The organism is Escherichia sp. R1, from assembly GCF_003000935.1.
Taxonomy (GTDB): domain Bacteria; phylum Pseudomonadota; class Gammaproteobacteria; order Enterobacterales; family Enterobacteriaceae; genus Escherichia; species Escherichia coli.
Genome location: NZ_PSRU01000023.1, coordinates 22,813 through 48,789, shown reverse-complemented (window position 1 = coordinate 48,789; position 25,977 = coordinate 22,813). Strand labels below are relative to the sequence as shown.

At 50.2% G+C, this 25,977-nt stretch carries 29 protein-coding genes and 1 other RNA gene; 11 read left to right on the top strand and 19 right to left on the bottom strand.

The window, feature by feature from the left end; translation table 11 throughout:
• Window positions 1-38: 38 nt before the first annotated feature.
• Complete coding sequence (locus C4F37_RS23150; RefSeq protein WP_001295174.1) at window positions 39-368, bottom strand: DUF883 domain-containing protein; 330 nt, start codon at window positions 366-368, stop codon at window positions 39-41.
• Window positions 369-519: 151 nt separating this feature from the next.
• Here C4F37_RS23150 and C4F37_RS23145 point away from each other — a divergent pair, with 151 nt between their 5' ends.
• Window positions 520-864: a DUF2002 family protein gene (locus C4F37_RS23145; RefSeq protein WP_000281320.1), complete on the top strand. Its 345-nt coding sequence runs from the start codon at window positions 520-522 to the stop codon at window positions 862-864.
• Window positions 865-900: 36 nt separating this feature from the next.
• On the opposite strand, the gene alaE is transcribed toward C4F37_RS23145, so the two are convergent.
• Window positions 901-1,350 (bottom strand): L-alanine exporter AlaE, encoded by a 450-nt coding sequence (alaE, locus tag C4F37_RS23140; protein ID WP_000492656.1) that lies wholly within the window; start codon window positions 1,348-1,350, stop codon window positions 901-903.
• Between the two features lie 667 nt (window positions 1,351-2,017).
• Here alaE and stpA point away from each other — a divergent pair.
• Window positions 2,018-2,422 (top strand): DNA-binding protein StpA, encoded by a 405-nt coding sequence (stpA, locus tag C4F37_RS23135; protein WP_000115381.1) that lies wholly within the window; start codon window positions 2,018-2,020, stop codon window positions 2,420-2,422.
• 46 nt (window positions 2,423-2,468) lie between these two features.
• Here the strand turns inward: stpA and ygaP are convergent, their stop codons facing one another.
• Together ygaP and C4F37_RS23125 are read right to left on the bottom strand one after the other, a co-directional pair.
• Window positions 2,469-2,993, bottom strand: a complete 525-nt coding sequence (ygaP, locus tag C4F37_RS23130) for a thiosulfate sulfurtransferase YgaP (RefSeq protein ID WP_001539405.1) — start codon at window positions 2,991-2,993, stop codon at window positions 2,469-2,471.
• Window positions 2,994-3,002: 9 nt separating this feature from the next.
• Window positions 3,003-3,302, bottom strand: coding sequence for an ArsR/SmtB family transcription factor (locus C4F37_RS23125; protein WP_000137287.1), 300 nt, complete (start codon window positions 3,300-3,302; stop codon window positions 3,003-3,005).
• Window positions 3,303-3,484: 182 nt separating this feature from the next.
• On the opposite strand from C4F37_RS23125, the gene C4F37_RS23120 reads away from it, so the two are divergent.
• Both C4F37_RS23120 and kbp read left to right on the top strand, forming a co-directional pair.
• Window positions 3,485-3,643, top strand: coding sequence for a YqaE/Pmp3 family membrane protein (locus C4F37_RS23120; protein ID WP_000508177.1), 159 nt, complete (start codon window positions 3,485-3,487; stop codon window positions 3,641-3,643).
• 83 nt (window positions 3,644-3,726) lie between these two features.
• Window positions 3,727-4,176, top strand: a complete 450-nt coding sequence (gene kbp / locus C4F37_RS23115) for a potassium binding protein Kbp (RefSeq protein WP_001539402.1) — start codon at window positions 3,727-3,729, stop codon at window positions 4,174-4,176.
• Here the strand turns inward: kbp and csiR are convergent, their stop codons facing one another.
• From csiR to C4F37_RS23040, 12 genes are all read right to left on the bottom strand, one after another.
• Window positions 4,177-4,839, bottom strand: a complete 663-nt coding sequence (gene csiR, locus C4F37_RS23110) for a DNA-binding transcriptional regulator CsiR (RefSeq protein ID WP_001357560.1) — start codon at window positions 4,837-4,839, stop codon at window positions 4,177-4,179.
• Window positions 4,840-4,859: 20 nt separating this feature from the next.
• Window positions 4,860-6,260 (bottom strand): GABA permease, encoded by a 1,401-nt coding sequence (gene gabP / locus C4F37_RS23105; protein WP_001298180.1) that lies wholly within the window; start codon window positions 6,258-6,260, stop codon window positions 4,860-4,862.
• Window positions 6,261-6,496: 236 nt separating this feature from the next.
• Window positions 6,497-7,777, bottom strand: coding sequence for a 4-aminobutyrate--2-oxoglutarate transaminase (gene gabT, locus C4F37_RS23100; RefSeq protein WP_001774023.1), 1,281 nt, complete (start codon window positions 7,775-7,777; stop codon window positions 6,497-6,499).
• Between the two features lie 13 nt (window positions 7,778-7,790).
• Entirely contained in the window at window positions 7,791-9,239 is a 1,449-nt protein-coding gene (gene gabD, locus C4F37_RS23095) for an NADP-dependent succinate-semialdehyde dehydrogenase (RefSeq protein ID WP_001539397.1), read from the bottom strand.
• A 22-nt stretch (window positions 9,240-9,261) separates the two neighbouring features.
• Window positions 9,262-10,530 (bottom strand): L-2-hydroxyglutarate oxidase, encoded by a 1,269-nt coding sequence (lhgO, locus tag C4F37_RS23090; protein ID WP_001539394.1) that lies wholly within the window; start codon window positions 10,528-10,530, stop codon window positions 9,262-9,264.
• Window positions 10,531-10,549: 19 nt separating this feature from the next.
• Window positions 10,550-11,527: a glutarate dioxygenase GlaH gene (gene glaH, locus C4F37_RS23085; protein WP_001539393.1), complete on the bottom strand. Its 978-nt coding sequence runs from the start codon at window positions 11,525-11,527 to the stop codon at window positions 10,550-10,552.
• A gap of 1,200 nt (window positions 11,528-12,727) precedes the next feature.
• Window positions 12,728-15,061, bottom strand: a complete 2,334-nt coding sequence (locus C4F37_RS23065) for a primase-helicase zinc-binding domain-containing protein (protein ID WP_106106717.1) — start codon at window positions 15,059-15,061, stop codon at window positions 12,728-12,730.
• Between the two features lie 14 nt (window positions 15,062-15,075).
• A complete protein-coding gene (locus C4F37_RS23060; RefSeq protein ID WP_000856729.1) occupies window positions 15,076-15,396 on the bottom strand; it encodes a DUF5375 domain-containing protein in 321 nt (106 codons plus the stop codon).
• A 135-nt stretch (window positions 15,397-15,531) separates the two neighbouring features.
• Entirely contained in the window at window positions 15,532-15,987 is a 456-nt protein-coding gene (locus tag C4F37_RS23055; protein ID WP_000459295.1) for a hypothetical protein, read from the bottom strand.
• Window positions 15,980-16,267, bottom strand: a complete 288-nt coding sequence (locus tag C4F37_RS23050) for a hypothetical protein (RefSeq protein ID WP_001244665.1) — start codon at window positions 16,265-16,267, stop codon at window positions 15,980-15,982. Before C4F37_RS23050 ends, C4F37_RS23055 begins: the two co-directional genes overlap by 8 nt.
• Entirely contained in the window at window positions 16,260-16,859 is a 600-nt protein-coding gene (locus C4F37_RS23045; RefSeq protein ID WP_001774021.1) for a host cell division inhibitor Icd-like protein, read from the bottom strand. The genes C4F37_RS23050 and C4F37_RS23045 overlap by 8 nt, the downstream gene beginning before the upstream one ends.
• Window positions 16,856-17,122, bottom strand: a complete 267-nt coding sequence (locus C4F37_RS23040) for a helix-turn-helix transcriptional regulator (RefSeq protein WP_001149160.1) — start codon at window positions 17,120-17,122, stop codon at window positions 16,856-16,858. Before C4F37_RS23040 ends, C4F37_RS23045 begins: the two co-directional genes overlap by 4 nt.
• A gap of 553 nt (window positions 17,123-17,675) precedes the next feature.
• Between C4F37_RS23040 and C4F37_RS23035 the strand changes: the two genes are divergently transcribed.
• From C4F37_RS23035 to C4F37_RS23015, 5 genes are all read left to right on the top strand, one after another.
• Window positions 17,676-18,410 (top strand): hypothetical protein, encoded by a 735-nt coding sequence (locus tag C4F37_RS23035; protein WP_001392508.1) that lies wholly within the window; start codon window positions 17,676-17,678, stop codon window positions 18,408-18,410.
• Window positions 18,407-18,907, top strand: coding sequence for an ogr/Delta-like zinc finger family protein (locus C4F37_RS23030; protein ID WP_001774020.1), 501 nt, complete (start codon window positions 18,407-18,409; stop codon window positions 18,905-18,907). Before C4F37_RS23035 ends, C4F37_RS23030 begins: the two co-directional genes overlap by 4 nt.
• Before the next feature lie 73 nt (window positions 18,908-18,980).
• Window positions 18,981-19,553 (top strand): phage polarity suppression protein, encoded by a 573-nt coding sequence (locus tag C4F37_RS23025; protein ID WP_001430678.1) that lies wholly within the window; start codon window positions 18,981-18,983, stop codon window positions 19,551-19,553.
• A 52-nt stretch (window positions 19,554-19,605) separates the two neighbouring features.
• Window positions 19,606-19,815 carry a hypothetical protein gene (locus C4F37_RS27965; protein WP_071590424.1) on the top strand — a complete coding sequence of 70 codons (210 nt, stop codon included), beginning with the start codon at window positions 19,606-19,608 and terminating at the stop codon, window positions 19,813-19,815.
• Between the two features lie 41 nt (window positions 19,816-19,856).
• Window positions 19,857-22,598: a restriction endonuclease gene (locus C4F37_RS23015; RefSeq protein ID WP_000113630.1), complete on the top strand. Its 2,742-nt coding sequence runs from the start codon at window positions 19,857-19,859 to the stop codon at window positions 22,596-22,598.
• A 24-nt stretch (window positions 22,599-22,622) separates the two neighbouring features.
• Here C4F37_RS23015 and C4F37_RS23010 read toward each other — a convergent pair whose 3' ends face one another.
• The 3 genes from C4F37_RS23010 to smpB all read right to left on the bottom strand — a co-directional run bounded on the left by C4F37_RS23010 (window position 22,623) and on the right by smpB (window position 25,053).
• Window positions 22,623-23,810 (bottom strand): integrase domain-containing protein, encoded by a 1,188-nt coding sequence (locus C4F37_RS23010; protein WP_000124712.1) that lies wholly within the window; start codon window positions 23,808-23,810, stop codon window positions 22,623-22,625.
• Window positions 23,811-23,994: 184 nt separating this feature from the next.
• Window positions 23,995-24,357, bottom strand: a transfer-messenger RNA (tmRNA) gene (gene ssrA / locus C4F37_RS23005).
• A gap of 213 nt (window positions 24,358-24,570) precedes the next feature.
• Window positions 24,571-25,053, bottom strand: a complete 483-nt coding sequence (smpB, locus tag C4F37_RS23000; protein ID WP_000162574.1) for an SsrA-binding protein SmpB — start codon at window positions 25,051-25,053, stop codon at window positions 24,571-24,573.
• A 170-nt stretch (window positions 25,054-25,223) separates the two neighbouring features.
• Here smpB and ratA point away from each other — a divergent pair, with 170 nt between their 5' ends.
• On the top strand, window positions 25,224-25,661 hold the full coding sequence (gene ratA, locus C4F37_RS22995; protein ID WP_001339419.1) for a type II toxin-antitoxin system toxin RatA: 438 nt from the start codon (window positions 25,224-25,226) through the stop codon (window positions 25,659-25,661).
• Window positions 25,651-25,941, top strand: coding sequence for an RnfH family protein (locus tag C4F37_RS22990; protein WP_001117834.1), 291 nt, complete (start codon window positions 25,651-25,653; stop codon window positions 25,939-25,941). Before ratA ends, C4F37_RS22990 begins: the two co-directional genes overlap by 11 nt.
• The last annotated feature ends 36 nt before the right edge of the window (window positions 25,942-25,977 follow it).

The following is a 25,977-nucleotide window of genomic DNA, read 5'->3' as shown; positions in this document are numbered from 1 at the left end:
TTCGGGGTCAAAGACGCGTATTTATTATCATTTTTGCACTACGATTTGCGCATGCTTAACAGTGCGCCGATAAAAATACCCACCGCTGCCGCTGTACCCACACTACACCAGGGTCTTTCACGAACAAAAGAATCCGCGCAGCCAACGGCATCGCGCGCGGCTTGCTGGACGCGAGTACGACCATGCATTCGCGCCCTGGTTTCTTTCAGTAGAGCCTGCGCTTTACTACGAGCGGCTTCGGCTTCCCCTTTGGCGTCGCTGCCCCAGGACTTCAATACAGATTCGAGACTGTCAGCTAATTGATTGACATCATTCTGGATATCCTGCACGCCATCATCAACGTCGTTGCGGTTCGGTCGGTTAAACATATGATCCCCCATTAGAATTCGATGTAATTTTCAGTGTAGACCATAATTTTCTTAACTGAGGTTCATCGCGGCTTTATGGACTTTTCTGAAAGCGTTGTGAATGCGCAATCAGGTAAGGTAGGCCCGCGGTTGATAATAACGAGGATCAAATATGTATTTACGACCAGACGAGGTGGCGCGCGTACTTGAAAAAGTCGGTTTTACTGTCGATGTGGTAACCCAGAAAGCGTATGGTTACCGCCGTGGGGAAAATTATGTCTATGTTAATCGCGAAGCGCGAATGGGACGTACCGCCCTGGTGATTCATCCAACATTAAAAGAACGTAGTTCAACACTGGCTGAACCCGCTTCCGATATTAAAACTTGCGATCATTACCAGCAATTTCCGCTCTATTTAGCGGGTGAACGTCATGAGCATTACGGTATCCCGCATGGCTTTAGTTCGCGTGTTGCGCTTGAACGTTATTTGAATGGTTTATTTGGCGAAGCCAGTTAAAGACGCGACTGGCGATGCCAGTCGCGAAAAGAAGGGTCAGGCTTTTACCTGCTGGTAACGGCTGACTTTAAACAGTCGGCGGCAATAATCGAGGAAGTAGCCATAAACCGCCCCCATCAACATCGAAACAACGATGTTTGAACTGACCGCCGCCATAATCTGATGCCAGTCTGCGCCCACCACTAACAAGATCGCCACATACACCGGTGACTGGAACGTCACATAAGCCAGGATATCCGCCAGATTTTTTATCCAGCCCGACGGGCTAACTTTGCGTGCCGCGCGCATAAACAGATCGCGGTACATACCGTATGGCCATGCAATTAAGATGTTCACCGGAATCGCTACCAATCTGGAATAAAAAGACTGTTCGAAGCTCATTCCGGAGAGGAAAACTTCAATACACATGTTCACGACAGAACAGTAAACAACCATCGCGAACGTATCTGCAACTGCATGACGCAAGCGTGACTGCGGTGAGAACATGCTAATGCTCCTTAATAAAAGCGTAATGGGATGTTAATGGAGATGAAAGCAGTGGATCTCATTGCCATCTGCATTTTCGCATAGCGTATATCGCTGGCTATGACTAATCAATTAGTGAAAAATTTTTATTTAATCTGTTTTTGTAGATAAAATATTCCGTAACGGCGCGTTTTTTGTACATTGTGGATTTTTACATGCCGGTATGATTTATTTTTAATTAAATCAATTGGATATGTGTTTACCTTTATTTTCACTCATGAAGGTTTGGGGGTGAGGTAACGCTATAAGCGTAGAGAATTCGGTGTATGTAGTGACCGGGTCATTTTCAGCATTTTTTATGCCAGATAATGTACATTGACAGCAGAAAGCACCAGTGATAGATGTTTTCTTTTATTCGGTTGAGTTGCATTTTTATTCACTTTGGTTTTGTCAGGCTTGCGGAATTATCGAGCAGAGAGAGCAGCTCTGTTCACCAATAACCGAAATTACTCATCAAAATGGCTAATATATAATCTTGAAATTATTCTGAGAGTTTCAGAAAATAACAGCTGAAATAATCTCGTGCAGGACTGTAAATAGATTAAATTTTGTGGAAATATAATAAGTGATCGCTTACACTACGCGACGAAATACTTTTTTGTTTTGGCGTTAAAAGGTTTTCTTTATTATGTCCGTAATGTTACAAAGTTTAAATAACATTCGCACCCTTCGTGCGATGGCTCGCGAATTCTCCATTGACGTTCTTGAAGAAATGCTCGAAAAATTCAGGGTTGTCACTAAAGAAAGACGTGAAGAAGAAGAACAACAGCAGCGTGAACTGGCAGAGCGCCAGGAAAAAATTAGCACCTGGCTGGAGCTGATGAAAGCTGACGGAATTAACCCGGAAGAGTTATTGGGTAATAGCTCTGCTGCGGCACCACGCGCTGGTAAAAAACGCCAGCCGCGTCCGGCGAAATATAAATTCATCGATGTTAACGGTGAAACTAAAACCTGGACCGGTCAGGGCCGTACACCGAAGCCAATCGCTCAGGCGCTGGCAGAAGGTAAATCTCTCGACGATTTCCTGATCTAATTACTGAGGCCGGATGTCGCTGCTATGGCGCGTCCGGCGTCGCTTCTCAAGCTCGTTGGTTCCACGGCATCTTATCTAACAACCTTGCCATTCCACAAAAACCACTAATTCCTGCAAACAGTAACCCAGCACCAACAAAGCCGCTTAATAAGAAGAAAACGCTATTTACGGTATAACCCAGTACAACGCCGATTAATATTAAACCACCCGCGGCGATCTGCACCTGGCGCATTAACGGCAAGGATTGGGATTTATTTACCGCTACTGGCAATCCTGCTTTTTTCCAGCCATCAATCCCATCTTCGAGTAAAAAGATTTCTGCGGGGGCGGCAATCGCTGCTAATTTATCGGCGTTATTACTGGTGCGTTTACCTGACTGGCAGTGGAATATAATTTGCTCGCGACGTAATTTAGGCGGAAGACCTGACTGTTCCAGTACGGATAATGGAGCTAGATCTGCTTCAGGAATATGTTCACGAAGATATTCATCAGCATCACGAATATCGATTAACTTTGCGCCGCGTGCGATTAATTCTTGTGCATCATGCGGCGAAATGGTTGTCAAAGCCATAGTGACTCCTTACGGACAATAGACATTTTTCAGGGTGGCGATAATGGCATTTACCGCCTCATTTTTAATGGAATATAGAATGCGTTGGGCATCCCGTTGGCTGTCGATAAGCCCTTCGTCCCGCATACGAGCGAGATGCTGTGATGTCGCAGAGGCACTCAGTCCGGTAATGCGCGTCAGCTCTCCCGCGCTGGTGCCGGGGGAACCGCTAAGCATACACAGAATCAGCAACCGTTTAGGGTGGCTCATTGATTTCAATAAGGCCGCTGCCTGTTCGGCACTGGCCTGTAATTGTGCGAGTTCAGTCATAGTTATTTAAGTATTTTCTAAATTAAGTAAACTCTAAACTAAGAGTGCAACATATACCAGCCTCAGCCGCGTAAATGAGAGTAAAAGCGTACGCTGAAACTGGCAGGCTCCGCTAAAATTACTACGCTTAAGAGATAAAATCTCTTTTTAAACAATGAGTAATTTTCTTATAGGGAGTACATATGGGTTTCTGGAGAATCGTCATCACCATCATTCTGCCGCCGCTCGGCGTGCTGCTCGGTAAAGGGTTCGGTTGGGCGTTCATTATTAATATTCTGCTGACACTGCTTGGCTATATCCCCGGTTTGATTCACGCGTTCTGGGTGCAAACCCGCGATTAAACCTGTGCTCACCCCCGCGGCGTTAACGCGCCGCGTTCCTCTGCTACACTTTCTGAGTGTTTCCGTTAACGAATGAGGTAGCTATGGGTCTGTTCAATTTTGTGAAAGATGCCGGAGAAAAACTCTGGGACGCGGTTACAGGTCAGCACGATAAAGACGATCAGGCGAAGAAGGTGCAGGAGCATCTGAACAAAACCGGTATACCTGATGCCGATAAAGTGAACATTCAAATTGCCGACGGCAAAGCGACGGTCACTGGTGACGGCTTAAGTCAGGAGGCGAAGGAGAAAATCCTTATTGCGGTGGGGAATATTTCCGGTATTGCCAGTGTCGATGATCAGGTGAAAACGGCGACACCAGCCACTGCCAGCCAGTTTTATACCGTTAAGTCTGGCGACACTCTGAGTGCCATTTCCAAACAGGTCTACGGTAACGCTAATCTGTACAATAAAATCTTCGAAGCGAATAAACCGATGCTAAAAAGCCCGGATAAAATTTACCCGGGGCAAGTGTTGCGTATTCCTGAAGAGTAGTTAATTGCCAGCCATCGCCTGCTGGATAATGGGAATTGGCGTCAGTAAATGCTGGCGCATTAACTCACTGGCGCGCGCGGTATCTCGCGCCAGTACCGTCGCAGTCAGGGTCTGGTGCTGATCGTGTTTATCTTCCAGCATTTCCACCGAAAGCACTGTTCGCCGCAGCCAGATAAATCGATAACGCGCTGCCAGATCAAACAACCGTTCACGCATTTGCAGCAAATAGTAAGAACCACAGCCCGCCACAATTGCAGTATGAAACGCCTGATGACGCAGATCCCACTCATCAAGCATTTTCTCACTGGCGTCACAGGCCTCAAGCTTACTGAGCAGATGCGCCTTCGCAAGAACGTCTGCCTCCCATTCATCGCCACCGCGGGCAATCGCCAGATTCACCAACATCGCTTCCATATTGGCGCGGGCATCGAAAATATCGAGCAGCTCTTGCTCTGACATAGACGCCACCCGATACCCTTTTTGATTCACCACCGTGACCAGTCGTTCTGCCACCAGTTGCGAAAGCGCTTCCCGCAACGGCCCAACGCCAAGTGCATAACGCGATGTCAGCAAACTCATCCGTAATTTTTCATCCGGCTGAAAATTGCCGCGAATAATATCGTTCTTCAGCCAGCGATAGCCATCCAGAGAAGTAATGGTCATGGTGTGACTCCTGATCATTATCAGCGCGTATTATGAATGGGTGTTTTTTGCCACATTATCAGCTTTTTCCAGCGAGCCATAATTGGCACGGTACAGATAATCCCAATCGCTAATAAGCCGGTGGAGAGCACTTCTAACTGTTGCGCCGGGCGGAATAGCATCACTACCAACACAAAGGTAATAAAACCGATTACCAGCCAGGTGAGCCACGGATAAAGCCACATCCGCAGGCGAATTTCGCTTCCTTCTGCTCGCAGAATTTTGCGCATCCGCAATTGTGAAACGGCGATGACTAAATAAACCAGCAGGGCGATAGCGCCGGAGCTGTCGATCAGAAATTTAAACACCTTCGCAGGCGCGTAATAGTTCACCACCACCGTTAAGAATGCCGCGCCGGTGGAGAGTAACACCGCTACGTATGGGGTTTTACTGCGGTTGATTTTACCCATTACCGCGGGAGCATCACCGCGACGGCTTAAGGAGTAGAGCATCCTGGAAGCGGTATACAGTGCCGAGTTCAGGCAACTGGTTACGGAAAGTAATATCACGCAGTCCATGATTAATTTCGCATGAGGAATATTGAGCAATTCCAGAACCGAGCGATAAGAACCAACGGCTTTCAGCCCTGGCATATTCCACGGGATTAATGCAACAACGACAAAAATAGAACACAAATAGAAAATAGAGATACGCCAGATAACCGAGTTGGTGGCGCGGACAATATGTTTTTCCGGCGTGTCGGATTCCGCGGCGGCAATGGTGACAATTTCTGCGCCCATAAACGAGAACATGGTGATCAACATCGCGCTTAATACCGCACCGAAGCCGTTGGGCATAAAGCCGCCGCTATCCCACAATCTTGAAATACCGCTCACGTCGGCATACGGGTAAAAACCGCTAATTGCGACTGCACCAAGGAAAATAAAGGCCAGGATAGCGATGACTTTACACAGCGCCAGCCAGAACTCAAATTCGCCGTAGTTTTTAACGCTTAATAAATTACTGCCGGTTAAGGCGAGGGTAATGACGAGGGAAAATAACCAGATGGGAATGCCTGGAACCCACGAGTGCAGGATCATGGCGGCGATGTTGGCTTCAAGTGGGATAACCAGTACCCAAAACCACCAGTACAACCAGCCGATGGTATAGCCCGCCCAGCGGCCAATGGCTTTATCGGCATAGGTGGAAAACGAACCGGTATCGGGCGTGGCAACCGCCATTTCCGCCAACATCCGCATAATCATAACCACCAGTAATCCGGCGAACAGATAGGCCAGTAATACCGCCGGGCCCGCTTCGGCGATGGCGACGCTGGAACCGACAAACAGACTTGCGCCGATAACACCGGCAATAGACAACATGGTGACGTGGCGTGACTTCAGCCCGCCGCCTAACTCATGTGGTTGCGATGATTGCCCCATCCTGAATCCTCTCGAAAGTGTGTCACTTGGGAGAGCGCCCCGACATTTCCCGCGTCGGGTCACGCGTTTAATTGTTATTGGTTCTTTTTGCCGGAGAGCGGCTCCGCCTTATCCGGCCGACATAGATTTATTCCTGTTCACGTACAGATTGTCGGATGCGGCGTAAACGCCTTATCCGACCTGGATTCTCGTAGGCCGGACAAGACGCGCAGCGTCGCCTCCGGCATGGTGCGGTGCTACTGCTTCGCCTCAGCAAAACACTGGCTGATGATCTCCAGACCCTGACGGATCTGAGCGTCTTCAATGGTGAGCGGTACAAGGATGCGCAGCACGTTGTAATACGGGCCGCAGGAGAGAAGAATCAGACCCTTATCGCGGGCGCGTGCCACGATCTCGGCGGTGAGTTTTGCGTCCGGTTTGCTGTGATCGCCATCTTCAAACAGCTCGATGGCGATCATCGCCCCCAGCCCGCGTACGTCGCCGATCTCCGGGTGTTTTTCGGCGATCGCCAGCAATCCGTCTTTCAGCTTCTGCCCCAGAACGTTGGCTTTTTGCAGCAGATTTTCCTGCTCGAACACCTTCAACACTTCCAGCGCCGCTACGCAGGCAATCGGGTTACCGGCATAGGTGCCACCCAGTCCGCCCGGTGCGACGGCGTCCATCACTTCCGCGCGCCCGGTGACGCCCGCCAGCGGGAAGCCGCCTGCGATCGATTTCGCAAAGGTGGTGAGATCCGGCGCCACGCCCATCTGCTCCATCGCAAACAGCGTGCCGGTACGCCCCGCGCCGCTCTGCACTTCATCGGCAATCAGCATGATCCCGTGTTCGTCACACAGCGCGCGTAAACGCAGCATAAAGGCTGGTGTTGCGGCGTAGAAACCGCCTTCGCCCTGAACGGGCTCAATCACGATGGCGGCGATATCTTCCGGCGCGGCGTCATTTTTGAAGATCCGGTGGATGCTGGCGATAGCGTCATCCTCGCTTATGCCGTGCAGCGGGCAAGGATAAAGCGCGCGATAAACATGACCCGGCATCAGCCCCATGCCCGCAGAGTATGGATTCACCTTGCCGGTCAGCGCCAGTGTGTAATGCGTGCGCCCGTGATACGCACCGCTAAAGGCGATAGTACCGCTACGTTTAGTGGCGGCGCGGGCGATTTTCACCGCATTTTCCACCGCTTCGGAACCGGTCGTAACCAGCAGAGTTTTCTTGGCAAAATCGCCCGGCACCTTCTGATTCATAATCTCGCACAGCTCAAGATACGGCTCGTAAGCCAGCACCTGGAAGCAGGTGTGCGACAGTTTTTTCAACTGCGCTTCCACCGCCGCAACCACTTTCGGATGCAGGTGCCCGGTATTGAGCACCGCAATCCCGCCCGCGAAATCAAGATACTCACGGCCTTCAACGTCCCACACCCGGCAGTTTTCCGCGCGGTCAGCGAAAATCGGGTAAATTTGCCCAACGCCACGGGGAATCGCCTGACTGCGGCGCTGCATTAACTCTTTATTGCTGCTCATTCGCATTCTCCAGTTAAAGACCGATGCACATATATTTGATTTCTAAGTAATCTTCGATGCCATACTTCGAACCTTCACGACCCAGACCCGAGGCTTTAATGCCGCCAAACGGGGCCACTTCATTGGAAATAATGCCGGTGTTGATGCCGATGATGCCGTACTCCAGTGCTTCGCCCACGCGGAAGACGCGGCTTAAATCACGGGCGTAGAAATAGGCTGCAAGTCCAAATTCGGTGTCATTGGCTTGCGCAATCACATCGGCTTCATCTTTAAAACGGAACAGCGGGGCGAGGGGGCCAAACGTCTCTTCTTTCGACACTTTGGCGTTAGCCGGAACGTCCACCAGAATGGTCGGCTGGAAGAAGTTACCGCCGCGTTCATGTGCTTTACCGCCGCAAACCACGCGCGCGCCTTTCTCCAGCGCATCGGCAATATGCTCTTCCACTTTTGCTACCGCTTTTTCATCGATCAGCGGCCCGATGGTGACGCCTTTCTCCAGCCCGTTGCCGATGTGCAGTTTGCTCACCGCCTGCTGCAATTTTTCGGCAAAGCGGTCATACACGCCGTTCTGCACATACAGGCGGTTGGCGCAGACGCAGGTTTGCCCGGCGTTACGGAATTTCGAGGCCAGCGCGCCTTCCACGGCTTTATCGAGATCGGCATCGTCAAAGACAATAAACGGTGCGTTGCCGCCCAACTCCAGCGACACTTTTTTGATGTCTTTCGCGCACTGTTCCATTAACTGACGGCCAATTTCGGTCGAGCCGGTAAACGACAGCTTGCGCACCAGCGGGTTGCTGGTCAGTTCGTTACCGACCGCGCCCGCCGAACCGGTGACCACGTTAAACACGCCAGTCGGAACGCCCGCGCGAATCGCCAGTTCTGCCAGCGCCAGCGCAGAGAACGGCGTCTGACTGGCGGGCTTCAGCACCATCGTGCAGCCTGCCGCCAGCGCCGGACCTGCTTTACGGGTAATCATCGCCGCCGGGAAGTTCCACGGCGTGATAGCCGCGGTGACGCCAATCGGCTGCTTGATAACAATCAGGCGTTTATCGGCCTGATGACCGGGAATGGTGTCGCCATAAATACGTTTGCCTTCTTCGGCAAACCACTCAATAAATGAGGCGGCGTAGCTGATTTCGCCTTTCGCTTCAGCCAGTGGTTTGCCCTGTTCGAGGGTCATCAGGCGCGCTAAATCGTCCTGATGCTCCATCATCAAATTGAACCAGTTGCGCAGAATGTTGGCGCGTTCTTTGGCGGTGAGCGCACGCCAGGCGGGCAGAGCGCGGTTGGCGGCGTCGATAGCGGCGCGGGTTTCATCAGCGCCCATTTTGGGTACGCTACCCAGCTTGTCGCCGTTCGCCGGATTGGTGACGTCGATGACCTCGCCATTGTTGGCGTCCAGCCATTCCCCGTTAATCAACGCCTGCTGGCGGAATAAGTTACTGTCGTTAAGTTTCATTGTTACGTCCTGTTTTCAAAGGTTATTGATTAAATGCGGCGTGTAAGGCATCCACACTACGTGCCGCTCGCAGCGTGCGTCCGGGGTTACTCTGGCTTGCCAACAGCGTTTGTACCTTGCTGACAATATGCGCACCAATAGGAATTGCTGATGTCGCTGCCGGGGAGGGCGCATTGCAGGTGTGGATCGTGCGCGGGGTGGTGACAAACAGAAAATCGTCAATCAGCTTGCCGTCCGGCGATACCGCCTGCGCCCGCACACCTGCGGGCCAGGGCTGGAGATCGCTTAACGAAAGCCGGGGACAATACTTTTGCACCAGCCGCAGATAGCCGCTTTTGCACAGCGAGTTTTTCATCTCGCCCAATCCTGAGCGTAGATGGTTTTGCAGCACCCGGCGAATCCCCGACGAGCCTAAAATCTCCAGCGTGTCACTAAACGAGAAATCGCGCTTGCGATAGCCTTCGCGTTTAAAAGCCAGCACCGCGTTTGGCCCGACGGTCACGCTGCCATCGATCATGCGGGTGAGATGCACGCCCAAAAATGGCATCGCGGGGTCGGGAATGGGGTAAATCAGGTGGTTAACAATCTGGTTATGCTCCGGCGCAAGGCGGAAATACTCGCCACGGAACGGGCAGATAATAAAGCCCGGTTCGAGGCCGAGCATTTTCACCAGCCGGTCAGCCATCAGCCCGGAACAGCTAATCAGCGTCGATGCTTCATATTCACCGCCCTGACGGGTACGTATCACCACGCCGTTTTTATGCTCACTGAGGGCGCTGACTTCGGCGTTATAAATAATCTCGCCGCCTCTGGCCTGGAAGATTTTTGCCATCGCCGCCGTCACTTCGCGATAGCTGACAATGCCGCTGGACGGCACAAAAATGCCGCCAAGCCCGGTGATATTCGGTTCGCGCTCGCGCAGTTCCTCGGCGTTTAACCACTCGCGCTCGATACCGTTCGCCGCCGTGCGTTCCCACAACGCGCGCATCCGTTCCATTTCGAGTTCAGAGGTGGCGACCAGCATCTTGCCGCAGTTGTCGTAGCGAATGCCGTTTTGATCGCAAAAGACTTTAGTGGCACGGTTCCCCGCCAGGCAAAACTGCGCCTTCAGGCTGCCGGGCGTGTAATAGACTCCGGCATGGATCACGCCGCTGTTGTGGCCCGTCTGGTGACAGGCCGGGCCGGACTCTTTTTCCAGCAACGCAATGCGGGCATCCGGATAAACATCAATCAGTTGCATGGCGGTCGACATGCCGATGATGCCGCCGCCAATAATCAAAAAATCATACATCCGCTCAATTCCTTTGCGCTTACTGATGCGTCTGGTAGTGGTGAGTGGCGTAAGCGAAATAGCCACGCTGACGCATCAGTTCACGGCACAGATCCGGGTGCGGAGTAAAGCGGTCGCGACCGTGCAGCCAGAACAGGTTGTTAATCAACAGGAATTTGCCAACGGGAACGGGTACAGAAAGAATGCCTGTACTGGTTTCAATGGCGTCCGAAAGCTCGCTCAACCACACGCCTTCTTCGAAGTCTTTCGGCTGGACAAACTGGTCGATATAGCGCATCACCGGGCGGCCCTGCTGATCGACATCGAACACCGGATGGAAGACATCTTTGCTGACGTTTTTGCTCGGCGGCGCGGCAAAGCGCATCGGACGGCGCGCCAGCGGATGGCGGAAAAAGTGGTCCAGATGTTCCCAGTCATCGAGATGCAGCAGCAGCGAGTTACCGCCCTGCATGTTTTGCTCGTCGATTTTCATCATCAGCACGTAATCAGTGATCTCTTCAACGTAAGTGCCGTCGTTGTGCAGCTCCATTACGCGGTGCGGCTGACGAAGATAGCTGTCTGAGTTATCAACATTTTTCACCACGAAACGCGCGTAATACTGACCGCTCATGGCGTCAAAATTGGAGCGACCAATCAGATGCGCCACCGCCGTCGCCAGCTTCACCATCTCATCCGCCTGCGCGACATCATCGATACCCACCGCATTGATCAACAGCGCACCTTCAGCGCGGTTTAACAGGGTCTTCAACAGCAGCGGTTGCAGCTGATTCGCACACAGATCGTCGAGAATTTTGCCTACCCGAAAACGCAGAAACGATTTGTACTCCAGCGCCTGCACGGGCCACTCGGCAACCTGTTCGAGGAACCGATTGGTCGTCTGTTCGGTGAAGGTGAGTTCCGGCAGACGCGGGGATTGCGCCGACGGGATGAGAGTGAATCCGCTATAGTCCTGGCCTGAATCGACAGCGTTATTTTGTACGGCGGTCAGTGCATTCATCAGAAGCGATCCTCTTATGAGATGTAGGGTGACATGGCGATGCTCATTTCGTAGCCATAATCTAAAAATATCTACATTTCTGAAAAATGCGCATAAAAGTTACATATTGTTTTCTTATTGTGATCAAAAATAACAAATTAATAACAAATAATGTGAGGGATAAGAATTGGGTTGAAAGGAAATGAATAATTAAAACAATATATTAAGTGTGCTTATACTCTTTTTCGAACTGGTGGCATTTGTTTAAATGCTATTTAAACTGCTTTTCCAGAGTTCAACTTACTGAGTTCCGTGTCGACTAATGTGAGTAAGATCAATCGCATCCAACCTATGTTACTTGATGGAATCGATAACAATATTAATGAATATACAGATTCCGGGAAGGCTGGCTATGGGAGCAAATTATTCTCTTTCTGGCAACGGGTAAATAACAGTGACCATTTGTCGAGAAGCTGATACTGAGCTGAGGGATACTGTATATGTCTGGACTGTAATTGGATGAATTCTATTCAGGGCGGGTCAGGACCAATAAAAAAGCCCGCATCAGCGGGCTTTAATGTCATAGGGAGTCGCGACTCCGTTGCGTATCCTTTTTTGTCTCCTCACCGTCTGGTCGGTGTCCTGCTGAGACTTATAACTTCCTGTTTTTGTTGGTGTAGTCCTTACACCGTCCAATCATGATTGGTGGAGCTGGCGGAGTTTGAATAAATATTGTATTGCTTTGATTTTTAATGATTTTGTTTAATTCAGTTTTTGTGCGTATACCTAATCGTATACCAATGGCTGTAAGTTAATGTGAAATGAAAGCGCATTTTTACTTGGATTGATGCTATATCGTACAGGAAAAAAATTTTTTTTCGGAAGAACTGTTCACACTGTTCACCTTTCTGTTTTTTCCTTTTATTTCAGTTGGATAGGTGGTAAATAATGGGTGAAGGGTGAACATTCGATTCTTCACCTCCGGCATTCTGCCGGTGTGACTCATACCGGCGATTAATCCTCCGCACTGAAAATCACACAGGAAGAAAAAAAGTTTTTTTTGATTTGATTGTTCACACTGTTCACCTTTCGTTTTTCTCTTTTAATTTCAGTGTGATAACGGGTGAACATACGGTGAAGGGTGAACACTGGATTGTTCACCTTCGGGGGATTCAGGGATGAAAAAAGACCGGCAGATGCCGGTCAGATGAGTCATGATGGTCAGGTTGTTGCAGGGTCGTCACATTTTGGCAGCCAGTCGCCGTAGCTTTCCTCTTTCAGCGTCAGGTTGGTCTGTATCCCCTGTTTGGTATGGCGCTTCTCGTAATTCAGTCCGTATTCCTTCAGCATCACCGGCAGCCCCAGCCCGAACATTTTCAGACTGAGTACATTCCGGTAGCCGTTTGCCTCCATGTAGGCCAGATAGGCGTGATAGAGGTATTTACGGTAATTACGCGGGATGATACTGGCGTTCCCCATATACATGCCGCTGGTCTGCGGCAGGGTTTCCAGATAGCCGATAAAATCAAACGTCGGGTCGGCATCCCGTTTGATGTTCAGTGCCTCGTCTGAGTTCTGCTGGGACTGAAGCAGTGACCGGGCGAGCATCGGGTCGCTGAACTTCTGCATCAGGTGACGCACGATGACCGCCAGCTCGCGGGTGATTTTGTCCTTAAGCTGCGGGTCGCGCTCCTGCGGGGCTATCTGTTCCGGGAAGTGAATAATCACCCGCCGGCGTGACACGCCGCCGCTGCGGTCGGTGAAGCGCATCGGGTTATTGTTCACGGCCAGAATTACCGCCGGGATGTGCGTGGAGTACGCATCCCGGTATTTCGGGTCAACGGACACCGCATCGCCGCCGGTGATGGCCTTGAGTCCGGCTCCGTCGCCGCTCCATTTTTCCTGGTCCGGCAGGCGTATCAGTGAGAAGCCAGTTAACGCGGCACGTTCACGCGGGGATTCCAGCGTCTCGATGGTGGCCGACGTGGCGTTATCCTCACCAGCCAGCAGGGTGGCTATTTCGGCCATGATACTTTTGCCGCTGCCGCCGGGACCGGTCACCTCCAGAAAGAGCTGCCAGTCGTAGCGGTTTGCCAGCACCATAAACAGTGCGGCCAGAATCACGTCGCGTTTTTCCGCACGGCCACCGGCGGCACGGTCAAGCCAGCGCCAGAACGCGGGAGCGTGGGTTTCCAGCGTTTCACCTTCCACCGGCGGGGTGAAATCCACATCGCACAGGGTGCGCATCCAGTGTGACGGACTGTGCGGGTGGAACGTGCCGTTCTGCGTGTCGAGCACGCCGTTACGAAAGCCAATCAGGCGGCGGGAGGGGGCTTCCTGTTGCGGAATAATCAGCTTCAGGGTGTCCACCACGAAGGCCACCTTCCCGGAGGAGAACGGCGCGCGCAGCCGCTGAAACAGCCCGGCCACATCCCGGGCAAAGTCCTGTGGTGGCAGCACCTTCCAGACACCATTTTCATAACGGGACAGAAGCTGGCCGTTGGCATCGACCGCGAGCGCCTCGCCGTAATGCTCATAGATACGCATGGCCTTTTCGCTGGTACTCATGGCGGAAAACTCCGCTTCGCTCATGGTGTCGAACGGGCTTTCAGCCGGTGGCCGGATGGCATCGTAAATGGCCTTACGGGTGGCCTCCCCGCCGTACTGCGTGAAGGCATCATTCCAGTCACCGAAGACCGGCGGCAGGGCAACAACGCCCTCACACGCATCTGCGGCTGCGGCGGCTTTTGTCTGGCCGTCACCGCTGAGGTCACGGTCTGCGGCAAGGACAATCTGACAGGCCGGATACTTCTGTCGGGCAAGGCTGGCCAGAGAAAGGAGGTTCACGGAAGAAAGCGCCACCATCACCGTTTCACCGGTCAGGTGATGCACGGTAAGTGCGGTCGCGTATCCCTCCGCTATCCACAGACGTTTTCCTGCCTGATTCTGTCCTTCAAGGGTGTGACAGGTGCCCCTGACCTGTCCGCCTTTCAGGGTGCGCTTACGGCCGTCAGCACTGATTAACTGAAGGTTAACCAGTTCGCCGCTGTCGTCATACAGTGGCACCACAAGGTCACCGGCGCGCCAGCTCACGCCACCGGCTCTGTGTGTGCCGGTCAGCATCCGGCATTCCCGGCCGGGAAAGCCCTTGCGGGTCAGGTAGGCGTTACCGGTTCCGGGACAGGTTTTCGCCATCAGGGTTTGTGCCAGTGCGGCGGCGTTCTTCCGGGCAGCGTCTGTTTCAGCAACGGCGGCGGTCGTCACTGCCGGGTCAGCCGGTGGCAGGCTGCCGGTCACGGCAGCCACCTTTGCGGCCGCGTCGGACGGGGAAACACCAAACACCTTTTCAACCAGTTTCAGGCCGTCACCGGCACCACACTGATTGCAGTACCAGGTGCCGCGCCCCTCCCTGTCATCAAAACGGAAGCGGTCACTCCCGCCACAGACCGGACAGGGCTGATGACGGTTCTTCAGCACCTGAATCCCCAGCGCCGGGAGAATACGCGGCCAGTGGCCGAGCGCATGGCTGACGGTGGCGGTTACGTTCATTTTCATGGTGTTGTTCTCCTTCAGTGCAGTACCGGCGCTTTTATGTGACGGGCACAGAGTTCATCCATCACAACCAGCCCGAGAAAGGACAGCGACGGCGCGGCCTTCAGGGGGCCGGATTCCATTAAATCTTCCAGCAGGGCACAGGCTATCTGACGCCCTTTTTCCTCACCGTGCTGGCGCAGATAAAAGCCCTCCAGCTCAGCGGCGATGGCCGCCTCCAGTGACTCAAGGGTGAGATGCGGGTAGCGGTGCTGACGTTCGCACACGGTCAGCCAGGCACAGGCGACAGCGCGACGGTAAAGGGCTGCGCGTAAGACGGGCGGTAAGGGTGTTTTCATTTGCTTTCCTCCCTGTGACAGATGACTGCATTCCGTGCCGGTTGCATTAACTGATAAGGCATATCTGCGTCTCCTGAAGACGTGCGTATCCCTGCGCGAATACGCACATTTAATTTTTCGGGTGTCGTTTTTTAATTACAGATAATTGCGGTAACTGTTATCCGGGGTGGTTTCCGGGTCAGGCTCCGTGCGGGGAATTTCCCGCCATTCCCGCGCCACCGGTGCCGCCCGGCTGACCGGAACAGGGTCCTGCGGGTAAATATCCAGATATTTCTCCCGCCATTTCTGTAATTCCGGGTCTCCGGCCATTTCTTTCAGTACCGCATGCCGGTTTACGGGGCTGCGTTTGAACAGGTCAGGACGGTCACAGGTAAATTCCCGCAGAAAACGCCCCAGCGGGATGTCTGTGGTGCGCCCGTCAGCGAGGATACGCACAAGGATACTGAATTTACGGCGGTACGGATTCCAGACAATGTCCGGGCAGCGGTACGGCATTTCCCACGGAATACCGTCTTCCAGAATGCCGACCACGGCCACATCGGGAAAACCGGCAGAACGGTAAATCTCACCGGGCTGGGGAAAATCAAACATGCGTCCTGTCTCCCCGGTCTTTCTGCTGGGCGAGAAAATCGCGGCACAGGCCTTTGGCTTTCAGCTCATTCAGCACAAAATCAATATCTTCATTCAGGTAGCTGAAAATATGCGGAATGTAGAGCTGATGCAGGCCGGAGAGTTCACGGTGAATCAAATCACCCCCAACAAACTGGGATACGGCGCTGGCGCGGTTGAGCTTATGGTAAGCCTCAATGCTGAGGTGTTCACGGGCGTCATGACGCGCTGAGACGGTCTGAGGGGCTTTTTTATTACGCACGGGACACCCCCATCACCGGCAGACGGGCAGCAAGGGAGAGCACATAGTCACGGACAAGGGAACGGCGGGCGCTGCGTTCATCACCGGCGACGGTGCGAAGCATACAGATACGGGGATGACGGTCTGCGCGACGGACAGCCGCAAACACAAAGACAAATTCAGGGTGTGAGGGGGTAAGGGTTGTAGCCATGATGGCAGCCTCCTGTGAATAGCAAATAACGCTATCGCCGGAGTTCTCACGCTCGATGGCGATAGCCCAGACGGGGGTGAGAATACCGGCTTCACAGGATACCGGCCAGCCCGGAGGCTGCCCCGCCTGAGCTACCATTGACTCTGCGGCATAATGAGCGGACGCGGGCAGGATGCACGGAATGCCATCTGCACGACTGACCACACACCACACCATAATCTGGCGCTCTGTGGCATTGATTGCGACACAAAAAAAGACGCGTGGCGCGTCATATGTCGCCTGTGAATTGCTCGGGTTCTCACGCCCGGCTGCCGATTTTGCGGCAGCGGAAAAACTATATCCGCAAATGCCGGAAAAAGGCAAGCCAGAAAAAGGGAGTTTTTGCAGAGCGGGCATCATCATGCGTCGTACCCCCGTTTGCGTCCGGCAATGCGCCCGGCCATCCATGCGGTGACTTCAGAGTGCAGCCAGGCCACATTTTTACCGCCAAGACTCACCTGCGGCGGAAATTCCCCCTTACGGATGAGTTCATAGATGGTCGAGCGTGACAGGCCGCACAGGTGCATCACTTCCGGAAGACGTAAAAAACGCTCCTGTGTGATGTCCGGCAGCGGCATCAGTGGCGTCACAGGGGCGGGAGACGGGGAAGAAAAAACAGCTTGCATCGGGCTACCTCGTTAATGTCCATACAGCACCGGATAAGTCCGTCCGGCTTCGGGTAGCGCTTTATTTTGTGAATATTTTCAGCAGACGCAACAGGGGGGATTTGTTCCGGCAGCCTTACAATGCTTGTGTATTTTTTGTTCATCTCCACTTAAAGTCATTTAAAGCCACTTAAAGCAATTCGTAATTTTTATAGTGAAATACAAATCGTTTTTTCTTATTCATTCCCGGCGAATTAATAAAAACAAACAGTAATAAACAGCACAAAAAGCCCATCAACGGGTGAACAGTGGTGAACAGACGGTGAACAGTCATTACTGCGATTGTTCACCCTTTAACTTACTGTATTACTTATCTTTTTTCTTATGGTGAACAGAGGTGAACAGTAAAATATAAAAAAAATAAACAGTAAGCCGTTTTTTCCAGCGACCTTTTCCTGGCTTGCCGGTGTGAGGATGAGTCTCCTGTGTCAGGGCTGGCACATCTGCAATGCGTCGTGTTGTTGTCCGGTGTACGTCACAATTTTCTCAACCTGAAGTGACGAGGAGCCGGAAAATGTCTGACAACACCATCCCTGAATATCTGCAACCCGCACTGGCACAACTGGAAAAGGCCAGAGCCGCCCACCTTGAGAACGCCCGACTGATGGATGAGACCGTCACGGCCATTGAACGGGCAGAGCAGGAAAAAAATGCGCTGGCGCAGGCCGACGGAAACGACGCTGACGACTGGCGCACGGCCTTTCGTGCAGCCGGTGGTGTCCTGAGCGACGAGCTGAAACAGCGCCACATTGAGCGCGTGGCACGCCGGGAGCTGGTACAGGAATATGACAATCTGGCCGTGGTGCTGAATTTTGAACGCGAACGCCTGAAAGGGGCGTGTGACAGCACGGCCACCGCCTACCGGAAGGCACATCATCACCTTCTGAGTCTGTATGCAGAGCATGAGCTGGAACACGCCCTGAATGAAACCTGTGAGGCGCTTGTCCGGGCAATGCATCTGAGCATTCTGGTACAGGAAAATCCGCTCGCCAACACCACCGGGCATCAGGGCTACGTCGCACCCGATAAGGCTGTCATGCAGCAGGTGAAATCATCGCTGGAACAGAAAATAAAACAGATGCAAATCAGCCTCACCGGCGAGCCGGTTCTCCGGCTGACCGGACTGTCAGCGGCAACACTCCCGCACATGGATTATGAGGTGGCAGGCACACCGGCACAGCGCAAGGTGTGGCAGGACAAAATAGACCAGCAGGGAGCAGAGCTTAAGGCCAGAGGACTGCTGTCATGATTTACTGCCCGTCGTGTGGACATGTTGCTCACACCCGTTGCGCACATTTCATGGACGATGGCACCAAGATAATGATTGCACAGTGCCGGAATATTTATTGCTCTGCGACATTTGAAGCGAGTGAAAGCTTTTTCTCTGACTGTAAAGATTCAGGAATGGAATACATTTCAGGCAAACAGAGATACCGCGATTCACTGACGTCAGCCTCCGGCAGCATGAAGCGCCCGAAAAGAATGCTTGTTACCGGATATTGTTGTCGGAGATGTAAAGGCCTTGCGCTGTCAAGAACATCGCGGCGTCTGTCTCAGGAAGTCACCGAGCGTTTTTATGTGTGCACGGATCCGGGCTGTGGTCTGGTGTTTAAAACGCTTCAGACCATCAACCGCTTCATTGTCCGCCCGGTCACGCCGGACGAGCTTGCAGAAAGCCTGCATGAAAAACAGGAACTGCCGCCAGTACGGTTAAAAACACAATCATATTCGCTGCGTCTGGAATGAGGGCTGCCGGTTAACACCGGCCGTCGCCGCACACCGTATTTTTATTCTTCAGCATGATGAGAAAGAGATAACGATGGAAAGCACAGCCTTACAGCAGGCCTTTGACACCTGTCAGAATAACAAAGCAGCATGGCTGCAACGCAAAAATGAGCTGGCTGCGGCCGAACAGGAATATCTGCGGCTTCAGTCAGGAGAAGGCAGAAACGTCAGTCGCCTGGACGAATTACGCAATATTATCGAAGTCAGAAAATGGCAGGTGAATCAGGCCGCCGGTCGTTATATTCGTTCGCATGAAGCCGTTCAGCACATCAGCATCCGCGACCGGCTGAATGATTTTATGCAGCAGCACGGCACAGCACTGGCGGCGGCACTGGCACCGGAGCTGATGGGCTACAGTGAGCTGACGGCCATTGCCCGAAACTGTGCCATACAGCGTGCCACAGATGCCCTGCGTGAAGCCCTTCTGTCCTGGCTTGCGAAGGGGGAAAAAATTAATTATTCCGCACAGGATAGTGACATTTTAACGACCATCGGATTCAGGCCTGACGCGGCTTCGGTGGATGACAGCCGTGAAAAATTCACCCCTGCGCAGAACATGATTTTTTCGCGTAAAAGTGCGCAACTGGCATCACGTCAGTCTGTGTAAAATTCCCCGAAAATCCTCCCGTTTTTACTGAAAAAAGCCATGCATCGATAAGGTGCATGGCTTTGCATGCGTTTTCCTGCCTCATTTTCTGCAGACCGCACCATTCCCGGCGCGGTCTGAGCGTGTCAGTGCAACTGTATTAAAACCGCCCCGCAAAGCGGGCGGGCGAGGCGGGGAAAGCACTGCGCGCTGTGGGTGCATAACCAAAAGTTTTGATGTCGTAAATATGCGCAAGATACTGGTTTCTGAAACTCGAGGTTGATATCTTACTTGTCAAAAGGATATGAGATAAGGAGTGTATAAATGGCCAGGCCGTTACCACTGAATAAAGATTTGATAGTTTGTGTACCTAGTAATTATTCCAATACCTCGAGAGGGAAGTTTTTCGAGAATTTTTGCGCTGATATACTCCGCCGGCAATCGTATAGAATTGATGGTATGGAAGTCAGAAAATCTGGCATGGAAATTGATATTCAGGCTACTCATACACCATCAAATGAAAAGCTGTATGTAGAATGTAAATTCATGCAGCAAAAAGTTGATTCATCTGTGGTTGATTTGGCATTTTCTCAAGCATTTAGGTTGAGAGTTAAAAAAATTGCACTTTTTTCAATTTCTGATTTGGGTAAAGATGCTCAGTCAACGCTTGAGGATTATAGACTTGATGAGCGTATAGATTATTCTTTTTTTGATAAAAAAGAGATTCTTATATCTATACTTGCAACAGGTAAGGTTGAGGATATTCCAACAGATGACATTCCGGCAAAATATACTAGTGCAACACTTTTAGTTCATCCTGAAATAGAAATGACTTGGCTTTTGCAAGAAGTTGAAAATGGTAGCCCTATAAGAGTGGTGCCGTTCGCTATAAATAAAAATAGTAAAATTCCAAGTGTCAGTCGCATAAGTGATATTATAAAGGAGCAAGGGCTTTTTGAAGGGTTGGAAGTAACTGATTTTTATATATTATCTGAACCGGAACAAACTGTTTCGTCTTCAAAATTATCTGAAAATTACGAAAGGGAAATTGTCAGTGAAATAATTCTTGCTGACGATTTTATGGATTATAAGCCATGTCAGCCGAAAGACTTTGTTGGTCGCGAATATATACAGAAAGAAGTTTGGGATTATCTTGAGAATGTTAGAGGAAATAGCTCTCAAAGTAGAGTCCTATCACTTATAGGCGGTTCAGGAAATGGAAAGTCATCTTTAATAGCAAGGCTATCCTCAAGATTTAAAAATCAAAAATGGAAGAATAAATTCTTCCTTACACCAGTCGATGTCCGTTCTGCTAGAGGCGGACGTTTTGTGGCAGAAGCTGTCGTTAAAGCTTTCAGCAGTGCGATCAAAGAAGGTTTTATCGAATATGAAAAACCATTCCTGATTGAGAGTGTTACGGATATCATAGGATCTGAGAGTGTTCAGGAATGTTTAAAATACCTTTCCGAACATGATAAGGTATTGACTATTTTCTTTGATCAGTTCGAAGAAGTCTTTATGAAAGAGGAACTATTCGGGCTATTTAAAGAATTTGAACGATTCGCACTCGATGTCTCGGCACTACAAAGCAATTTAGTTGTAGGGTTCTCATGGAGAACTGGTATTACTTTAGGGGATGAAAATCCAGCGTACTCAATGTGGAATCGGCTAAAAGATTATAGGGTTGAAAAGAAACTTGAGCCTTTTGATCTAAAAGATTCATCTAAATTAATTAATAGTTTCGAGCTAAATACAGGGTTTAAATTAAATAAACCTTTACGCACGCGTCTTATTCAGCAAGCTCAAGGTTATCCATGGTTATTGAAAAAGCTTTGTATTCATGTATTCAAAAAACTAAAAGGAGGTATCTCACAGGATCAAATGTTGGTTAGTCAACTACAGATCTCAAATTTATTTCATGAGGATTTAGATAGGCCTGAAAAACAAAATTCATGTTTAAAATTTGTGGCAAAGAACTCTCCGATTAGTCAATATGAAGTTACTAAAGAGTTTGGGAGTGATACTGTTTTAGAGCTAATTTCAGATAGGATGGTAATTAAAACAGGTGAAAAATTATCAGTGTATTGGGACGTTTTTCGAGATTACTTGAAAGGAAATGACCTTCCAGTTATACCATGGTCATATATGCCATCAACATCTCCGAAAATGGTTTTGTTAATTCTTGATGTTGTAAACTCGTTCAAAACCATTAGCTTGGATGAACTGCAAACTAAACTAAAATATAGTCGGGGAACATTAATAAATGTTTTAATGGATTTGCAGTATTTTGTTCTCATAGACAGAGATTTAAATGGGAATATAGTTTGTAAACAGACTATCACAAATGTCCCTGAGTTTCTTCGTGAGCATTTTAAGAGTCATAGTGTTTTGTTAGAATTGGCAGAGAATATTGTTGATGCCGATTTAAGAAGAGTTCCTATCGATAAGTATGAATCTATAATAGCCCATACTTATAAGAATAAAGACGGTGGTTATCCTAAGTCTTATAGTTCAAAATTATTGGCTTGGTTACAATTTACGGGGCTGATAGCGGTTATCGGGAAATCTGTGGTTATATATGATGGCGAGTTGTTTTCCCCAGCATTTGGGGCGATTGATCTAGATAAAAGAGGGGCACGTAATAGAAGAGGATCACTTTTCTTAGCTGCTACTTCGCCAGAAAAAACACTCGAAGTTGCCGAGTATCTGTGCGCCAATAAAAAAATGAGCCATTCATTCATTCAGGCGAATAAACATAGGAATGCAGTGCAGGATTTAATTTCTTTAGGTTTTTGTTCTCGACAAGATGATGGTGTGGTGATAAATAATAAAATAGAAGTTATATTAGAAAGCATCAGCCTTGAAAGGGCTTTAGCTAGGTTAGTCACTGAATCTCCAGCTATCAAAATATTAAATGCTTATGTAAATAAATTTGGCGATGATGATAAGAAAATGATGGGGGCAGCACTAGCAAAAGAACTTGAGAGAACATGGACACCTGCATCTACTACTAGATATATTTATGCACTAATGAGATATCGAAATTTCGCATTGGAAACTTTATAATTATTAAATCATAGGGCGAAAGCCCTATGATTTTACTTTTATACCCCACCATGACATCAATTCTCTGCGTTGTTCTAAATAAATAGAACGATTATACGCCCGCCGTACTTCATTTTTATCTATATGCGCTAAAGCTGATTCTATAATATCGGAATTAAAACCAGACTCGTTCAACGCTGTGCTAGCTATAGAACGAAGCCCATGAGCAACGAGTTTACCGCCATAACCAATCCTTTTAAGAGCAGCATTAGCAGTTTGGCTATTCATAGGTTGTTTAGGATCATTCCTGCTGGGAAAAACATGTTCTCGGTGAGCGCTAATTGGCTTCATTACATCCAGAATCTCTAATGCCTGTGGTGATAAAGGAACAATGTGTTCCCGCTTAGCTTTCATCCGTTCGGCTGGAATAGTCCAGAGCTTCGTATCGAGATCGATCTCTGCCCAACGGGCACCAGAGGCCTCAGAAGGGCGCACGAGCGTCAGGAGTTGCCATTCAATGAGACAGCGAGTCGGAACAGACAGATTTGACATGACTAAAGAACGCATCAGCTTCGGCAATTCTTCTGGCCGCAGCGTCGGCATGTTTTGTTTTTTGGGCTTCTCAAAGGCCATTCCAATACCTGATGCTGGATTGGCATCAATCAGACCAGTGTTTACGGCATAAATCATTATCTCGTTAATACGCTGCACTAGTCGACGTACAGTCTCAAGCGCTCCACGAGCTTTGATTGGTTCCAATGCTTCAACTAATATTCGGGCTTTAATTTGCTGAACGGGGATCTCACCGATGGCAGGGAATACATCTTTCTCCAATGAGCGCCAAATGTCTTTTGCGTAATCAGGGGTAACGCTTTTACTTTTGAGCTGGAACCAGTTAGCGGCGACCATTGAGAAAATACTGTCCAGAGCGATTTGCTGCTGTTCCTCTGCAACTTCGGCCTGAATTTGTGGGTCAATTCCGTTGGCTAACAAGGCAAGGTAATCCGCTCTTAACCCTCGGGCGTCAGCAAGTGAAAGGGCGGGGAAAGCACCAAGCCCCATCATTGTCCGCTGTTTTGTCGCTGGACGTTGATAACGGAAACGCCAGAGCTTTTTCCCGCTGGTTTTCACTATCAGGAAAAGGCCATCGCCATCATGCAGAGTTAGATCCTTCTCTAACGCTTTAGCGCGAAGAACTTCGGTGTTGGTAAGGGGGCGTGTTGTCCGTGCCACTGTGGCCGCTCCTTCATGAATTGGTATACGCTTTTAGGTATACATCCTACCGTATACCTAAACGTATACCAATAATCACCGGATTTAGCCGGATGTTCTCGGACAACGACAGACACAAAAAAGCCCGCAGGGCTTGTGCCATGCGGGCTTTCTGTACTTCACCGGACGTATCCGGATCATGATTTGGTGGAGCTGGCGGGAGTTGAACCCGCGTCCGAAATTCCTACATCCTCGGTACTACATGCTTAGTCAGTCTTTACATTCGCTTGCCAGCTGCGGACGGACACGCCACTAACAAACTAGCCTGATTAAGTTTTAACGCTTCAACCCCAGGCAGGGCTTCCACGCGATCTCTTTTGGGTTTGACCTCTCTTGATCCCCGTCCTAAGAGCGGAGGCTAGGGAGAGAGGGCTCTAAGCAGGTTATTAAGCTGCTAAAGCGTAGTTTTCGTCGTTTGCGACTATTTTTTGCGGCTTTTTACGAGGCCAACCGCCCCTCGGCATGCACCTTGGGTTTCGCAAATCCCGTCGAATCCAGAATCAGCCCCAATGTGTAACGGTAAGTATACCAGATTTATGAGCAGCATGACTAGCCCAAAAGGCGTTATCATCCTGGAATTAGCGCCTGCATAGTATGATTTTTTTCGATTAAGCAATGGGATGGCTACATCTGTGTCAGATTTGACAGTCGATAAGATGTTCATTCGCGCCACCGGATAGGGAGGCGCGGTGAGGATTTGATTAGTATCGCTTATATAGGTTTAACGGTGGGCGTTTTTCATGATACGCGCTTTATCCACCTGCCATTCGCGTTCTTTGATATCTGAACGTTTATCGTGCTGTTTCTTACCTTTGGCGACGCCGATTTTCACTTTGCACCAGGCATTTTTCCAGTACAGGGAGAGCGCCACTACGGTATAGCCTTCTCGATTGACGCGACCGTACAATGAGTCCAGTTCGCGCTGGTTGAGAAGTAACTTGCGGGTACGGGTAGGATCGCACACCACATGCGTGGAGGCCACAGCCATTGGCGTGATGTTAGCGCCAAACAGAAATGCCTCTCCGTCGCGCAGAAGGACATAGCTGTCGCTGATATTGGCTTTTCCTGCGCGCAGGGATTTAACCTCCCAGCCTTGCAGGGCAAGTCCCGCTTCGAACTCTTCTTCGATAAAGTATTCGTGACGGGCGCGCTTGTTAAGCGCGATGGTCGCTGAACCAGGTTTATGTGCTTTTTTCTTCGTCATAAGCGTCGTGAATCATCGGTAATCTGAAATCGAAAACACCCCATATCAATCCTGCGGGGGACAAGGCTCTATCTTAGCATGAACCCGATGTTACCCAGCGCCGGGATAGCGTTTTTTTTACAGCAGGATAAATGATATTATTTGTTGGATTTTTGTTGATGGAAATTGTTATGCCTCAGATTAGCCGGACCGCACTGGTGCCCTACAGCGCGGAGCAAATGTATCAGTTAGTGAATGACGTTCAGTCTTATCCTCAGTTTTTGCCGGGTTGTACCGGAAGTCGGATTCTGGAGTCCACTCCTGGGCAGATGACTGCTGCGGTAGATGTGTCTAAGGCTGGGATCAGCAAAACGTTTACAACCCGCAACCAGTTGACCAGTAATCAAAGTATTCTCATGAGTCTGGTTGATGGACCGTTTAAGAAATTGATCGGCGGTTGGAAGTTTACGCCGTTGAGCCAGGACGCGTGCCGTATTGAGTTTCATCTCGACTTTGAGTTTACCAATAAGTTGATTGAACTCGCCTTTGGTCGTGTGTTTAAAGAGCTGGCAGCTAATATGGTGCAGGCTTTTACTGTTCGTGCAAAAGAGGTCTACAGTGCCAGGTAAAATTGCCGTTGAGGTGGCTTATGCGCTACCTGAGAAGCAGTACCTGCAGCGCGTGACGTTGCAGGAGGGCGCGACGGTTGAAGAAGCTATTCGCGCCAGTGGTTTGCTGGAATTGCGTACCGATATCGATTTAACTAAAAACAAAGTCGGCATTTACAGCCGTCCGGCAAAACTCAGCGATATTGTGCATGATGGCGATCGGGTGGAGATTTATCGTCCTCTCATTGCCGATCCGAAAGAGCTTCGCAGGCAACGAGCAGAAAAATCAGCGAATAAATAACAGACAGAAAAAAGGTGCTCATTGAGCACCTTTTTT

What these genes read in the sequence shown, in the direction of transcription:
- C4F37_RS23150 (WP_001295174.1), bottom strand. Translation starts at nt 368, where the DNA reads ATGTTTAACCGACCGAACCGCAACGACGTTGATGATGGCGTGCAGGAT.
- C4F37_RS23145 (WP_000281320.1), top strand. Translation starts at nt 520, where the DNA reads ATGTATTTACGACCAGACGAGGTGGCGCGCGTACTTGAAAAAGTCGGT.
- alaE (WP_000492656.1), bottom strand. Translation starts at nt 1,350, where the DNA reads ATGTTCTCACCGCAGTCACGCTTGCGTCATGCAGTTGCAGATACGTTC.
- stpA (WP_000115381.1), top strand. Translation starts at nt 2,018, where the DNA reads ATGTCCGTAATGTTACAAAGTTTAAATAACATTCGCACCCTTCGTGCG.
- ygaP (WP_001539405.1), bottom strand. Translation starts at nt 2,993, where the DNA reads ATGGCTTTGACAACCATTTCGCCGCATGATGCACAAGAATTAATCGCA.
- C4F37_RS23125 (WP_000137287.1), bottom strand. Translation starts at nt 3,302, where the DNA reads ATGACTGAACTCGCACAATTACAGGCCAGTGCCGAACAGGCAGCGGCC.
- C4F37_RS23120 (WP_000508177.1), top strand. Translation starts at nt 3,485, where the DNA reads ATGGGTTTCTGGAGAATCGTCATCACCATCATTCTGCCGCCGCTCGGC.
- kbp (WP_001539402.1), top strand. Translation starts at nt 3,727, where the DNA reads ATGGGTCTGTTCAATTTTGTGAAAGATGCCGGAGAAAAACTCTGGGAC.
- csiR (WP_001357560.1), bottom strand. Translation starts at nt 4,839, where the DNA reads ATGACCATTACTTCTCTGGATGGCTATCGCTGGCTGAAGAACGATATT.
- gabP (WP_001298180.1), bottom strand. Translation starts at nt 6,260, where the DNA reads ATGGGGCAATCATCGCAACCACATGAGTTAGGCGGCGGGCTGAAGTCA.
- gabT (WP_001774023.1), bottom strand. Translation starts at nt 7,777, where the DNA reads ATGAGCAGCAATAAAGAGTTAATGCAGCGCCGCAGTCAGGCGATTCCC.
- gabD (WP_001539397.1), bottom strand. Translation starts at nt 9,239, where the DNA reads ATGAAACTTAACGACAGTAACTTATTCCGCCAGCAGGCGTTGATTAAC.
- lhgO (WP_001539394.1), bottom strand. Translation starts at nt 10,530, where the DNA reads ATGTATGATTTTTTGATTATTGGCGGCGGCATCATCGGCATGTCGACC.
- glaH (WP_001539393.1), bottom strand. Translation starts at nt 11,527, where the DNA reads ATGAATGCACTGACCGCCGTACAAAATAACGCTGTCGATTCAGGCCAG.
- C4F37_RS23065 (WP_106106717.1), bottom strand. Translation starts at nt 15,061, where the DNA reads ATGAAAATGAACGTAACCGCCACCGTCAGCCATGCGCTCGGCCACTGG.
- C4F37_RS23060 (WP_000856729.1), bottom strand. Translation starts at nt 15,396, where the DNA reads ATGAAAACACCCTTACCGCCCGTCTTACGCGCAGCCCTTTACCGTCGC.
- C4F37_RS23055 (WP_000459295.1), bottom strand. Translation starts at nt 15,987, where the DNA reads ATGTTTGATTTTCCCCAGCCCGGTGAGATTTACCGTTCTGCCGGTTTT.
- C4F37_RS23045 (WP_001774021.1), bottom strand. Translation starts at nt 16,859, where the DNA reads ATGATGATGCCCGCTCTGCAAAAACTCCCTTTTTCTGGCTTGCCTTTT.
- C4F37_RS23040 (WP_001149160.1), bottom strand. Translation starts at nt 17,122, where the DNA reads ATGCAAGCTGTTTTTTCTTCCCCGTCTCCCGCCCCTGTGACGCCACTG.
- C4F37_RS23035 (WP_001392508.1), top strand. Translation starts at nt 17,676, where the DNA reads ATGTCTGACAACACCATCCCTGAATATCTGCAACCCGCACTGGCACAA.
- C4F37_RS23030 (WP_001774020.1), top strand. Translation starts at nt 18,407, where the DNA reads ATGATTTACTGCCCGTCGTGTGGACATGTTGCTCACACCCGTTGCGCA.
- C4F37_RS23025 (WP_001430678.1), top strand. Translation starts at nt 18,981, where the DNA reads ATGGAAAGCACAGCCTTACAGCAGGCCTTTGACACCTGTCAGAATAAC.
- C4F37_RS23015 (WP_000113630.1), top strand. Translation starts at nt 19,857, where the DNA reads ATGGCCAGGCCGTTACCACTGAATAAAGATTTGATAGTTTGTGTACCT.
- smpB (WP_000162574.1), bottom strand. Translation starts at nt 25,053, where the DNA reads ATGACGAAGAAAAAAGCACATAAACCTGGTTCAGCGACCATCGCGCTT.
- ratA (WP_001339419.1), top strand. Translation starts at nt 25,224, where the DNA reads ATGCCTCAGATTAGCCGGACCGCACTGGTGCCCTACAGCGCGGAGCAA.